The following is a 12,932-nucleotide window of genomic DNA, read 5'->3' as shown; positions in this document are numbered from 1 at the left end:
CTTGTACACGGCAGCCCAGACAGCATGCTGAACACCGCCACCACGCCCAAAGTGGAAGACCCCCCAAAGTGGAAGACCCCACAAGGGCGACCCGCTCTACGGCATCCAGCGCACCCTGCGCTGCGGGGCCGAACGGCTGACCGAGAAGCAGAAGGGCCGTCTCGCCAAAGCGTTCGACGCCCACAGCGAGCACTTCGAGGTCGAGCTCGCCTGGGCGTGCGCCCAGCAGCTCCGGTCCGTCTACACAGCCGCCGACCCTGCCGCTGGCAGGCGGACCGCCGCGCACATCCTCGCCGCGTTCCCGTCCTGCCCGATACCCGAGATCGCCCGGCTCGGGAAGACCCTGCGCCGCTGGCGTGTCGCTTTCCTGGCCTACTTTGACACCAAGGGCGCATCCAACGGGCCCACCGAGGCCGTCAACGGCGTCATCGAGACCACCCGTCGCATCGCCCGCGGCTTCCGCAACTTCGAGAACTACAGACTCAGATGCCTGCTATCCGCAGGCGGCCACCGCCCATGGAGAACCCCGAAGCATGCTTGAATCCGAAGAGCCATCAAACCCGGAACGGTTCATCCTGTTCCTCCACGACGGACCCAGCAGCCGGTTCAACGTCAACGCTCATCGGGTACCTCCTGTGTCAGAGTTACACCGTTGAAAGTACAGTCCCCACCCTTGGGCGATCAGAAGCCTACGGAAGCCCCGAACCGACACCTCGATAACTGTAAGAAGAAAAGCGGCCGTCCCGGGCCTCTCTCCAGAGCCACCGTAGGCGCCGGCAACCCGGACACCAACAGGGGGCCACTTCGAGGGATACAAGCCCCTATGTCCCGGATATTCAGACCCCGAGAATGCGGTCACTGTAGCTCGGAAGCGCCCTTCGGAGTTCTGGGACGAGATATTGGTCAACAGCAACTTTGAGCGACGGAGTGTTCGAAAGAACGCCCTCGATGGCCTGCGGAACTTGGGAAGGACCTCTATAGAGGGGACTGAGGAACGGGATCGCTTGTTGGCTGCCTTCGGTCCACTTGCCTTGAAGCGTTAAAGACCATTGTGCCGCCAGCATGGGATCCAGCCCTTCTACGTAACCCACGTAGATGAACGGTGACTTCTCCGAGGAATGGCTCAGTGCAAGGAGTTTGCTCACGGCCGGCCCTGGGTTAGCTTCGGTCGAAGCCAGGACCGCGTCCTGCGTGGCGCGTGCCCTAGCCCCAGGGGCCGTCGTGACGAGCCCCTCTTGGTTCAAGGCCGGCGTCGGCCAGCCGAACACACTTACGGCTCCCAGCGAAACGAAGGCCAAGGGCATGATGGTGCGCCGGCCCGAGGATGCCCACTTTGAAATCCGCGGAACAAGTATTTCTCCGCAGGCGATCGCGGCAGCGGCTATGGCGAGCATGAGGGCCGCAAGCCCGAACTTATAGAAATAGTAGCTGAGGTGATCCGAGGTGAGGAGCTGCCAGACGCCGAAGCCAATGGCAGTCAAGCCTCCGAAGAGCGCCGAGCCTATTGTTCCCAGTCGCCCCACGAAGGCTATGCCACTCGGCCCGTTGAGCTTCGCTCGGTCGAGGACCAGCATCGAGAAGACCGCGGCACAGGTACAGATGAAGGTCATGCCCAGGCCCCAGTCGGGCTGGGTGATGCCGCCGGGAGTTGTAAGCACGGCGCCGGGCGCCAGCTGCTTGAGCTGCCACGCCGCAAGACCAGCGCCTACAAAGGCAACCACACCTGCCACATACCACGAGGTTTGAACAACCAAGCTGCGCTGCCGGAACTTGCGGGCTTCCGTACCGATGATGACGAGGCTGGACGGAATGCAGAGGACGAGCAATAGGATCCAGTTGTGGGCGATCGAGACTACCGATGCGGCGAAGAGAACGGCGATCCGGACGGGGCTGCTCTGGTGCTGAAGTCGCATCACGGAAAGGAGAGCAACGCACACCGCAACCCCAAGCGCAAAGTTCGGGAAGCCGTTGAAGACCGGGATTGATCCAGGCCCGACGAGCCACGCGCTCGCTACAAGCACGGCGAGCGGAAGAGACACAAGGGGTTGATGGCGCAGGGCCGGAACGGAGGTGACTGACGCTACGACCAATACCGCCGACAGAACCCCTATCACGCCGACAAGACGGAGGAACAGGAGGGTCTCTGCGTCGTTCCCAGAGAAGCTCGGTCCGGCGACGACGCCCGCGATCGTCGCCATGAGTGCATGGACTCCTTGGGGGTAGGTGGCTGCCGTCCACGCTGAGCCATCGTTAGACAGGGGCAAGAGCGGGATGACTGTCCCGTAACGACGCAGCATCGCATACATGTTGAAGTGCGGAGCGAAGTCCCAGGTCGTCACGAGAATCGACAGCGTTCCCAAAGCTGACTTGGAGATGAAGAAGTTCCAGAACACGAGCACCGAGCCTGCCCCGGTGAGGATCGGATAGGCGTCGATGACGTTCCAGTCGGGAAGGAAATTCCTCCATGGCCGTCCTAGGACGACCCACTCGACAATACAGCCGATCAGAGCACCGACAACTATCCCCCAGATAATCCCCGTCCTCAGTGACGGGTTCGTCATATGGATCCACCAGAGGAGCGGCGTCAAGCCGCTGATCACGACAATGACATTGACAATCCGTCGCGATAGATGGCGTGATGAGGGTATCGCGAGCCCCAGGAGCCCCAGTACGACGAGGGAGAACCATCCGCTGAGCCCTCGCGTGGGAACTCCAGTAGCGATGACAGCGGCGACAATTCCGGTCGTCGCTGCCGCAAGCATTGCTATCGCGCGCCTCCACTTAAGAAAGGACGCACGGCGGGGTCTAGGCATCTGTTGAGTCCTCGTTCACCTGAAGGCGCCGTTCGAGCCTTTCCACGGAGTGCCTGAGGATCGCTACTTCTTCAGCAAGTGTGCGGTTCTCGTCCTCGATGACCGAGAGCTCCCATGAGAGGTGGAGGCATACACCGAGCAGAAGAATGATGCAGAGCGCGAAGAGGAGGTTCGAGGCAACCTGGACGCCCAGGATCCCGCTGACCCAGGAGAGCATTCCCGGAAAGCCCGCCAAGACTAAGGTGCACGCACCGATAATGAGCCAGAGTGCAGCGTATTTTTCCCGGAACACCTTGCGGCGGAGCAGCTCGAGTACTACTCCGAGGATGATGAGCGCAAAGATGAACGCTGCGAAGTTGTTTCCCATCAAGCTCCTGTCTGGCTGATGTTGATGTTGGAACGCTTTCTCGTGAGCGCGAAGACGAGGGCCAGAATGGCCCGGAGGAGATAAACGGCCGATTTCCATGGATTGTGGCTCGGTTGACCGCCTTGCCGTGGACGCATTTCGACCGGCACTTGCATGACCTTGCAGCCCGATCGGATCGCCACGACGAGGGAGTCAAGCGTATCGCCAAGATATTCCGCGGGATAATGGTCGAGATACTGGGCTATGGCGCGCCGATTTCCCGCTCTGAAACCCGACGTCACATCCGTAAGCCTCACCTTCGCGATGCGCGAGACGACAAGGGCGAGAAATACCATTGCCCACCGCCTAGGTCCGGTTGCCTTATAGCTGCCCCGCTCGGCGAAGCGGGCACCGATGCATATGTCGGCGTGCTCCAACCCCGCAATGACTGAAGTGATGTCGTTCGCGTTGTGCTGACCATCTGCGTCGACTTGGATCACGGCGTCATATCCATGCCGCTGCGCGAACTTGAAGCCCGCCCTCATAGCCCCGCCGACGCCCATATTGAAGGGAAGGCGGAGGACCTCTGCTCCCGCCTTGGAAGCTTCGCGCGCGGTGGCGTCCGTCGACCCGTCGTCGACAACGAGGACGTCGAGCCTCTCGGGCTGACCTAGTACTTCCAAGACTGTCGTCCCGACCGTGGCTTCTTCATTCCACGCGGGCATGATAACAAGGACGCGCCTAGGCATTGCAGTGGGCATAGCGGCGATTATACCCGGAGGGGTGGCCATCCCTTTGCACGCGGAGTTGGAACCGTTCGGTCCCCGGGGTAGGCGTAAGGGCTCCCACGTGCGGCTGGTACCATCGAAAGGGCTCCGCCGGGTGTGGCCGGCCCGTCTAGATTGAGGAGACGTGTTGTTCAAGGATAAGACCCTGCTTATAACGGGCGGAACTGGCTCATTCGGAAACACCGTCCTGAAGCACTTCCTGCACACGGATATCGGTGAAATCCGTATCTTTTCTCGGGATGAGAAGAAGCAGGACGACATGCGCAAGTTCTTTAATAACGACAAGCTGAAGTTCTATATAGGTGATGTGCGGAATCTAGAGTCCGTTCGCGAGGCGGTCCGCGGAGTCGACTTTATTTTCCACGCCGCAGCACTCAAGCAGGTGCCGTCCTGCGAGTTCTTCCCGATGGAGGCTGTACGCACGAATGTCCTAGGCACGGACAACGTCCTCACTGCGGCCATCGACGAAGGCGTGAGTCGGATCGTTTGCCTGTCGACCGACAAGGCTGCATACCCGATTAATGCTATGGGAACATCGAAGGCGATGATGGAGAAGGTCATCATCGCTAAGTCCCGCAACGTGGATCCGGCTCGGACGCTTATTGCCTGCACCCGCTACGGCAACGTCATGGCTTCGCGTGGCTCCGTGATTCCCCTCTTCGCGGAGCAGATCCGTGCGGGCCGCGCACTTACAGTTACCGATCCGAGCATGACCCGCTTCCTTATGAACCTCGATGAGGCTGTGGAACTCGTCCTTTTTGCCTTCGAGCACGCGAATCAGGGCGACTTGTTCGTCCAGAAAGCGGATGCGTCCACGGTGGGGGACCTCGCAGTTGCCATGAAGAAGCTTTTTCAGTCCGATGTCGAGGTCAGGGTCATCGGAACGCGTCACGGCGAGAAGGCGCACGAAACCCTTCTGACGCGGGAAGAGCGTGCGAAGGCTGAGGACTTGGGGGGATACTTCCGGGTTCCTGCAGACGTCCGGGACCTGAACTACGGCAAGTTCGTCGAGCAGGGTGAGATGGTTGCGGAAAGCACTGAGGAGTACACGTCACACAACACCCGACGCCTGACCGTTGACGAGATCGTCGAGAAGGTAAAGTCGACCGACTACATCCAGCAGCTGCTGGCGGGAGTGTAGGAGGGTGGCCTCAGCTCCGCGCGTTCTGGTTGTAGGCCAGCATTTCTGGCCAGAAGGTTTCAGGATCAACGACATCTGCGACTACTTCGTCGAGCAGGGCGTGCAAGTCGAAGTTCTCTGCGGTCTGCCGAACTACCCGAAGGGTGAGTTTTTCCCTGGATACTCGCTGCGCGGTCCGTACAAGCAAGAGCACGGGGGAATCCAGATCCGGCGCGTTCCGGAAATTAAGCGCGGGAGCAACTCGAACCTCCGGATCTTCCTGAACTACATGTCCTTCCCGGTGATGAGTCTGTTGCACCTGCCGCGGCTGCTGTTCCGGCGCTTTGATCGGATTTTCATCTACCAGCTCTCACCGGTGATGATGGCGTGGACTGGCATCGTGCTGGGGTGGCTAACACGGACGACGACAGTTATGTACGTCCTGGATCTCTGGCCAGAGAACCTCTTCTCCGTCTTACACGTGAAGACGCCCTGGCTTCGAAAGTTCGCAACAGGTGTGTCGCACTGGCACTACCGCCGGGTGGACCGGATCGTCGTCCTCTCCGAACTGATGCGCGATCGACTCGCCGAGGTCACAGGCAAGGCTAAGGACGAGATCGAGGTCGTGCCGCAGGCATGCGAGAAGTTCTACGAGGAGACGGTGGTCTCCGCGGAGCTTCAGGAGAGCCTTGGCGGAAAGTTCACTGCCGTCTTCACCGGGAACATCAGCCCGGCTCAGTCATTTGTCACCATCATCGATGCAGCTGAGCAACTCGAGGCCGAAGGACTTGACATCCGGTGGCTGATCGTTGGAGACGGTATGAGCCGATCAGATGTCGAGGACCAGGTCAGGGCCCGGGGTCTTGAGCACGTCTTCCGCTTCGAGGGCCACCATCCGGCGACTGAGATGCCCAAGTATTTCGGAAGCGCCTCCGTCCTCGTCGGATGCCTGGTCCAGAGCGACTTGCTCGAGGCAACGATTCCTGCCAAGGTGCTGTCCTATATTGCGGGAGGGCGCCCCCTCGTGCTTGCGATGGACGGCGACGTCAAGAAGCTGGTCGAGGACGAGGCGAAGTGCGGCTTTGTCGGCCCCGCAGGGGATTCAGCGGCGTTCGCCGCGAACCTACGAACTGTCTACAACCTTTCCGAGACAGAGAGGCGTTCGATGGGGGAGCGGGGGCGCAAGTACCATTTCGAACACTTGGAGCGGAACAAGGTGCTGGCACGCTTGACCGACTTCATTATGCGCGGCTGACTGACAAACCCGCTGATGCCGAAGCGCGTGCCTGGTACGAATTTCTTGCGGGGGCACTAGCCTCGATCTTTCAGCGGGGCTGGTTGGCTCGGTGTCAGGGCCTACCGTCTCCCTGATGGTGTGGATTGTGGCATGGGGGTGCGACAGTTCTTCCCGCTGACCGCGCTGGATGGTCGGTGCGATTCCACTGCTCGCACGGCTGGTTCTGGTTCTGTCTTGCCGCTGCTGGGTCTGTGCACGGGCGTCGCCTCCGACCCGACTTGCACAGGCTTTGTGCCCCGGTGCGTTGATGGGTGGTGGCCGGTTGAGGATGTTGCGGGCGTCGGTACTGATGGCGGGGGCGGCAGTGATGGTCTGGGTGCCGATGCGGATGTCCACGGTGCGGAGGGGCCGCAGGGTGCGGACGAGCTTCTTGATCGTGATGCCGGTGGTGTTCTGAAGATGGCGGGCGATCGCGGGGGCGGCGAACACGATGGTGAGGTGGGCCTCGATGGCCTCGCGCTGGTGGTGAAAGACCGGCCGGGGTTCAGGTCGGACTTGGTCATGCGGAAGGAGGCCTCGACCTGCCAGAGGTCGTGGTAGGGGCAGATCACCGCGTTCCCGGCCATCTTCTCGGGGTGGAGGTCGGTGACGGAGCCTTTCAGGCCAGCGAGCTGGCGCGCGCGGTCGATGGTGGCCTGGTCGAGGGCCTTCTCGGCGCCGGTGACTTTCAGGAACCGCGCCTTCTTCAAGGGGGTGGTGCCGGCGGCGGTGCGTTCGGCCTTCTCGATCATGAGGTTGATGGTGCGCCGGTCCCGTTTGGCCCGCGTGCGATCTCCGCGACCGCGCCCTCGCGGTCCTCGATAGCGGCAGCGACCTGCTCGAGGACCGAATGGCGGCGCAGCCCGCGGGATGGAACGGGCAGGTCGGGGTCCAGCTCGTGGAGGAACCAGCGCAGCTTCGCCTGCAGGGCGGTGCGCTGCTCCACCAGCCTCTTGCGGTGGTCGGAGGACAGCTTGATCTCCCGGTCGGGACCGGCCAGCTGCGCCGCGGGCAGCTGCTCCTCGCGCAGGGCGACACGGGCGACCGCCTCAGCGTCGATCGGATCGGACTTGCCCCGCTCCCGTGCGCTGCGGCGCATCCCGGCCATCAGCCGGGTATGGACCCGCACCACGCGGTGCTCGGCGTCGAGCAGATCGGCCTCCAGTGCCCGTGTCAGGTGCCGGCAGTCCTCGACCGCGACGGTGACCTCGCCGAAGCCGGAGAGCCATTCCAGGATCCGCTCGTGCCCGGCCCTTCGGGCCTCGACCGTCAGGATGCCGAGGCCCTTCCCGACCGGGTCCACGGCAACGAGGGTGTGGCCGTTCTTGTGCGCATCGACTCCGACTGCGATAATGCTGCGCTCCTTCGCTGGGCAGGTCTGGATGGCCCGATTGAGGCGTGCCGACGGGCACGCCTCAATCGGGCACGGGCAAGGGCCCGTGCAGGCTCCCTATCAGGCCACGCCGGCATCCCGGACGTCGGCGCCGGCGGGACGGCACATCGCGGAGAAGCCACCGCCCGGGGGCGGGGCAGCGAAGAAAAGAGCCAACTCCGCCGACGCCAACAAGCCTGACATTGACGCGAAGAAAGCCGAGGGCTGCTTCAGGATGGTGTTCGCCCGGCGCAGCTCGCGGTTCTCCCGCTCGGGCTCAGCGATCCGCGCCGCACACCCGGGCGGATCCCCTCGTCGACCTCTGTATCGCGGACCCACGTGCGCAGGGCCTCCGGGTGGACGCCGAGCTGGTCGCCGACCCGCTTGAATGCCCCGGCCCGCGTTGCAGGGTGATTGCGTGCCTCGATCGCCAGACGTGTCGCCCGCTCCTTCAACTCCTGCGGGTGCTTCCTCGGTGCTGCCATGAGAACAATCCTTCCGGGTGATCGATGTCTCCATCAAACCCGGCACGGTTCAAGCGTGAGCGCCGAGCCGAAGGACCAGAAGGCCAACCGCATATGCAAGGGCTCGCGCTGCGGCCTGCCCGCGGTCTTTGATGCGGAAACCTATAGGGTCGAGCCGCCGTCAAGCAGTCCTTCGGCCTCGTCAAGCAATCGCGCGGGATCGCGACCCGAGGCGACAACCTCGCCGGGACGTATCGCGCGGGACCCGGCCTGTACACCTACATCATCTGGCTACGCCAATAAAGACACACACCCTAGCCGTTTCGGCGGGGCGGCCGGAGGCTGAGCGCGTGGATCACTGCTCCGCAGAGGGGCCCTACGGTGAGACTGAGGACCGTACGCAGATCCGTTTCGAGCGGAAGCAGGAGGACTCCGATGCAGACAATAGTCGCTGCGAGCCAGCCTCGGGAGAACGCAGCGTGGTGGCCCAGAGACACTACTACTGTCCCTAGAAGTGTCAGGATCGCCATGAGGACTGCTGCGAGCGTCAACGCGGAGACCACCAATGGTGTGACGATGTAGGCGGGTCCGAACAATAGAATAATGGACGGCCCTATGAACCAGGCGAGCGCGGTCCCGAGGGCCCCGATGAGGGAGACCCACATGAGCGGCTTGCTCAGCGCCCGCCACCCCGCATCTGGATTTCGTGCAATGTGGGCGATCGCGACCCCCTGAAAGGCTTGGAGAGGGATCATGATGGGCGCCCGGGTCAGCGATACGGCGAGCAAGAGGGGTGCCGTCAGGGCGTAATCCTGGGTCGACGTCGTCAACTTGAGGAGGATCGGGAAGCCGACGACCAAAGCGGCCGAGGAGGCTGCTGAGAGAAGCGTGTGCCCCACATTCGCCAGCAGTACCGAGAGCGTGAGCGATGTCCGCACTCGGAGAGCGACTCGTGCGCGCCTCGACGCGAGGAGCATCAAAACCCAAGCCAGGAGCGACGTCAGGCAGGCAGCCTCGATTCCGCCCAAGGCTGCCCCCAATCCGCCCGCCACGGCGACGCCCGCAAGGCGCAACGTCGCTTCGAGCGACACGAGCTGGCCGAATCTGTCCCACTGCCGTAGGCCTTGAAGTACTCCCGAAAGAGCTGAGTGGAGGGGAAAAGTAAGCGCAGTCACGGTAAGGCAGGCGACGGCGATCCAGCCGTCCCTTTTGAAGACCACTGTGGCCAACAAGGGGCTGAGGACAAGGAGGATGGCGCCAGCGGCGCCCCCAACGATCATCGCTGCCGACGTGACGCGAGCGCCCGAGCGGCTCACGCTGTCGCGGCTCATTTCGCTAACGGCCCGCGTCGCTTCCGTCTGCACGCCGCCCAAGAGCCCGCAGATGAAGAATAGTCCAGCCCAGAAGGAGAGGAATTCAGCGTTGTCTGCCGGAGTCAAGGTGTGGCTCGACACGAACATGATGGCAACGCCCGCCACGGCGGCAACTGCGGACGACACTCCGACCCAAGCTGCTCCGCGCGGAGTGTCGGAACCATCGCTGCGCGGGCCAATCCCTTCGCTGGGGCTACTCACTTCACGAGTCCGCCGAGTCACAGGTCGAGGCCTTCGGTGCCATGCGTTTTGAGCCATTCGATGTCGTGTTCGACCATACGGGCAGCGACCTCTTCGAACTTTGTGGAGGCCTTCCACCCGAGGACACGCGCGATCTTGCTGGGGTCCCCCCGCATGGTGGGAGCTTCGGCCGCTCGTACAAACCTCGGGTCTGTGCGGAGGTAGTTGTCGACCCGGTCGAGCCCCGCTGCGGTGAACGCGGCCTCGGCGAAGTCGCGAATCGAGTGTGATATACCCGTTGCAACGACGAAGTCGTCCGGCTCGGGAGCCTCGGCGATGGCGATCATAGCCTCCACGTAATCCTGCGCCCAACCGAAGTCGCGCAGAGCATTGAGGTTTCCCAGCGTTAGTGTCTCGCGAAGACCGATGCTGATCGCGGCGGCCCCGAGGGTGATTTTTCGGGTGACGAAGTTCGGGGGTCGGAGCACCGATTCGTGGTTGAAGAGGATGGCAGATGATGCGGCAAGGCCTTGGCTTCGGAACGTGCCGACCGCCGAATGCGCCATAGCTTTCGCGACCCCGTATGGGGTAACCGGCCGGAACGGCGTGGCCTCGCTCTGGGGGGCCTTGGCAGCACCGAAGATCTCCGCGCTTGACGCCTGGAAGAACCGGATTTCCCTGCCCGTGGCGCGCTGCGTTCGGAGTGCCTGGTCCATGAGGGCGATAGGGGCCGCTCCGGTGACCACGGCGGTAGTGTAGGGCTCGGACCACGAATAGCCGACCGAACTGATGCCGCCGAGGTTGTAGATCACGTCGGGAACGATCTCCTGCACTATGGCCTCGAGCCGTCCCGCGTCGGCGAGGTCTGCGAAGTGCACATTGATGCCTGCGCGACCCCACTCGTGTCCGGGGCGAACGAGGCCATGCACTGACCAGCCGCGCTGTGCGAGCGCTTCAGCCAGATAAGAGCCATCCTGCCCCGAGATGCCAGTGACGAGTGCTACGCCGGGCTGCCGTCCTTCAGTCCTCGTGGTCATCATCGAGCCAGGACAGACTGCTCCCGCAGGTCCGACTCGACCATCATGTTTACGAGGTCGCCAAACGAGACCTTTGGCTTCCACTTCAGGACACGCCGCGCCTTGGATGAATCGCCGATGAGCAGGTCGACTTCGGCGGGACGCATGAAACGAGGGTCTTGACGTACGTACGGGCGCCAGTCGGCAAGGCCGGCGGCGTCGAAAGCCGCCTCGAGAAAGTCCTCGATGGAGTGTGTCTCGCCTGTGGAGATGACGTAGTCGTCGGCGACGGGCTGCTGGAGCATGAGCCACATGGCCTCCACATAGTCGCCCGCGAAGCCCCAGTCGCGCTTTGCATCGAGGTTGCCGAGGACGAGCTCGTCCTGCAGGCCAAGCTTGATGCGCGCCGCCGCCTGGGAGATCTTGCGGGTCACGAACTCGGGGCCGCGGCGGGGCGATTCGTGGTTGAAGAGGATGCCCGAGGAGGCATGCATCTCGTACGATTCGCGATAGTTGATAGTCATATAGTGTCCGTAGACCTTGGCCACCCCGTAGGGGGAGCGCGGCCACAGCAGAGTGTCCTCGCGCTGAGGAACCTCCTGCACCTTTCCGAACATCTCGGAGGACGAGGCCTGGTAGAAGCGCACCTTCGAAACGTCCTCACCTGCGTAATGGCGGGTCGCCTCGAGCATGTTCAACACACCTTTGCCCGTTACATCGGATGTCACCGAAGCGTTTTCCCATGAGTACGCCACGAAGGATATGGCCCCGAGGTTGTACACCTCCTCGGGCTGGGCCGCGTCCAAGATCCGCACAAGGGAGGAAACGTCCATGAGATCGCCCGTGAGGAGCTTGACGTCGGGAACTACCTCGCGAACCAGCTCGTACTTCGGGTTATTCTGGCCCCGGATGAGGCCGAAAACCTCGTACCCCTTGGACAGGAGGAGTTCAGAGAGATAAAGGCCGTCCTGGCCGGTGATGCCAGTGATGAGCGCACGAGGCATGAGGATCCTTAAGAAGTTAGTAGATGCAGAGACACTATAACGGTTCCGATTGCGTCGACCCCGGCGGAGAGCCGTCTTGGAGTCAGCGCTCGGCGGCGAGACGTCGGTCCCGTGCGCCGGCAGCGTACGCGTAGGCCTCCTCATGGGCTTTGGCACATGCCTCCCACGTGAACTTCCGTATACGTTCCAAGCCGAGGACCTGCAGCTCGCCCGAACGGGCGATCGCCTCGACGATCGCCCGCGCGATCGCGTCGGGGGAGTGCGGGTCGAAGAGTACAGCGGCGTCGCCCACGACCTCGGGGAGGGAGCCTGCGGTGGAGCTGGCCACCGGGCAGCCCGAGGCCATGGCCTCGAGCGGCGGCAAGCCGAAGCCCTCGTAGAGGCTCGGAAAGACGGTGCAGCTCGCGCGGCGGTACAGCTCGCGGAGCTCGGTGAGCCGAACCTGCCCGCGCACCTCGACGTTGCCGGGGATGTTTTCGAGAGACTCGAGCCCACCGCCGGTGAGCACGAGCTTGAGGTGCGGGTGGCTCACCTCGAGGAGTCGCATGGCTTCAAACAGCCGGGCATGGTTTTTGTGAGCCCATCCGCGTGCCGGATAAAGGATGAAGTCGTCCCGTTCGCCCAAGTTCGGTGTGAAGTCCTCGGCCTCGACAGCGAGGTGTGCGATGAAGATTTTCTCCGCGGGGATCCCGAGGTGTTCGATAATCGTCCGCTTCGCGAAGTCGCTGATGGTCACTACTGCGTCCGCGGCTCGTGTGGTCCGTTCGTAGAAGAGACGACGGTAGAGCCTCTCGGCGGAGGAGAAGAGGTGGGGGAGGTCTCGGTGCTGCACGTCGCAGAGCGTCTGGACGACCGCCATTTCCTTGGCCGGCTTCGGAAGGGCGACCGCGAACGGCACGTGGAAGACGTCTGCATCCTCCATAACCCGGCGGAGCTTAGAACCTGACGCGAAGCCTCGTGCGAGCGTCGTGAGCTTGCCCGCCGTCGTGCCCCGCCCGTTGATGCTCTGACACACGACTTCGGGGATTGTAGAGGCAAAGCCTTCGGCCTGACGACCCACGTATGCCGTCGCTTTGATCCCAGGCCGGGACGGCAGCCCGCGGAGCAAGCCGCGGGCGTAGGTCTCTCCTCCCCCCATGGTGCCGGGGACGAGCGTGAGCATCGCGATCGCAACTTTGAG

11 protein-coding genes and 2 pseudogenes are annotated in these 12,932 nt (G+C 62.8%); 3 read left to right on the top strand and 10 right to left on the bottom strand.

What is annotated here, in order from left to right; translation table 11 throughout:
• Window positions 1–73: 73 nt before the first annotated feature.
• Window positions 74–541: pseudogene (locus tag IE231_RS05815) on the top strand (ISL3 family transposase); the annotation flags it as partial.
• A gap of 295 nt (window positions 542–836) precedes the next feature.
• Here IE231_RS05815 and IE231_RS05810 read toward each other — a convergent pair.
• From IE231_RS05810 to IE231_RS05800, 3 genes are read right to left on the bottom strand one after another with little or no spacing between them, the layout of a single operon-like run.
• Entirely contained in the window at window positions 837–2,762 is a 1,926-nt protein-coding gene (locus IE231_RS05810; RefSeq protein WP_189692968.1) for a hypothetical protein, read from the bottom strand.
• A 43-nt stretch (window positions 2,763–2,805) separates the two neighbouring features.
• Window positions 2,806–3,180, bottom strand: a complete 375-nt coding sequence (locus IE231_RS05805; RefSeq protein WP_189692967.1) for a DUF2304 domain-containing protein — start codon at window positions 3,178–3,180, stop codon at window positions 2,806–2,808.
• Entirely contained in the window at window positions 3,180–3,920 is a 741-nt protein-coding gene (locus IE231_RS05800; RefSeq protein ID WP_189692966.1) for a glycosyltransferase family 2 protein, read from the bottom strand. The genes IE231_RS05805 and IE231_RS05800 overlap by 1 nt, the downstream gene beginning before the upstream one ends.
• Before the next feature lie 154 nt (window positions 3,921–4,074).
• On the opposite strand from IE231_RS05800, the gene IE231_RS05795 reads away from it, so the two are divergent.
• Window positions 4,075–5,088, top strand: a complete 1,014-nt coding sequence (locus tag IE231_RS05795; protein ID WP_189692965.1) for a polysaccharide biosynthesis protein — start codon at window positions 4,075–4,077, stop codon at window positions 5,086–5,088.
• Between the two features lie 4 nt (window positions 5,089–5,092).
• Window positions 5,093–6,322 (top strand): glycosyltransferase family 4 protein, encoded by a 1,230-nt coding sequence (locus IE231_RS05790; protein WP_189692964.1) that lies wholly within the window; start codon window positions 5,093–5,095, stop codon window positions 6,320–6,322.
• A gap of 273 nt (window positions 6,323–6,595) precedes the next feature.
• Here the strand turns inward: IE231_RS05790 and IE231_RS18595 are convergent.
• From IE231_RS18595 to IE231_RS05760, 7 genes and pseudogenes are all read right to left on the bottom strand, one after another.
• A pseudogene (locus IE231_RS18595) lies at window positions 6,596–7,128 on the bottom strand (IS1634 family transposase); the annotation flags it as partial.
• Window positions 7,092–7,694, bottom strand: a complete 603-nt coding sequence (locus IE231_RS05785) for an IS110 family transposase (RefSeq protein WP_255429950.1) — start codon at window positions 7,692–7,694, stop codon at window positions 7,092–7,094. The gene IE231_RS05785 and the pseudogene IE231_RS18595, both read right to left, overlap by 37 nt.
• A 251-nt stretch (window positions 7,695–7,945) precedes the next feature.
• Entirely contained in the window at window positions 7,946–8,200 is a 255-nt protein-coding gene (locus tag IE231_RS05780) for a helix-turn-helix domain-containing protein (protein WP_189692963.1), read from the bottom strand.
• Between the two features lie 293 nt (window positions 8,201–8,493).
• On the bottom strand, window positions 8,494–9,678 hold the full coding sequence (locus IE231_RS05775) for a polysaccharide biosynthesis protein (protein WP_189692962.1): 1,185 nt from the start codon (window positions 9,676–9,678) through the stop codon (window positions 8,494–8,496).
• Window positions 9,679–9,770: 92 nt separating this feature from the next.
• Window positions 9,771–10,769: a GDP-mannose 4,6-dehydratase gene (locus tag IE231_RS05770; RefSeq protein WP_189693012.1), complete on the bottom strand. Its 999-nt coding sequence runs from the start codon at window positions 10,767–10,769 to the stop codon at window positions 9,771–9,773.
• The gene (locus IE231_RS05765; protein ID WP_189692961.1) at window positions 10,769–11,752 is read right to left on the bottom strand and encodes a GDP-mannose 4,6-dehydratase; all 984 of its coding nucleotides are present in this window, start codon (window positions 11,750–11,752) and stop codon (window positions 10,769–10,771) included. Before IE231_RS05765 ends, IE231_RS05770 begins: the two co-directional genes overlap by 1 nt.
• An 82-nt stretch (window positions 11,753–11,834) precedes the next feature.
• A complete protein-coding gene (locus tag IE231_RS05760) occupies window positions 11,835–12,914 on the bottom strand; it encodes a glycosyltransferase family 4 protein (RefSeq protein ID WP_189692960.1) in 1,080 nt (359 codons plus the stop codon).
• Window positions 12,915–12,932: the final 18 nt, after the last annotated feature.

Source organism: Sinomonas cellulolyticus (assembly GCF_014656475.1).
Classification (GTDB): Bacteria; Actinomycetota; Actinomycetes; order Actinomycetales; family Micrococcaceae; genus Sinomonas; species Sinomonas cellulolyticus.
The sequence above is the reverse complement of the archived record's forward strand: the minus strand, read 5'-3'. Positions and strand labels throughout refer to the sequence as shown.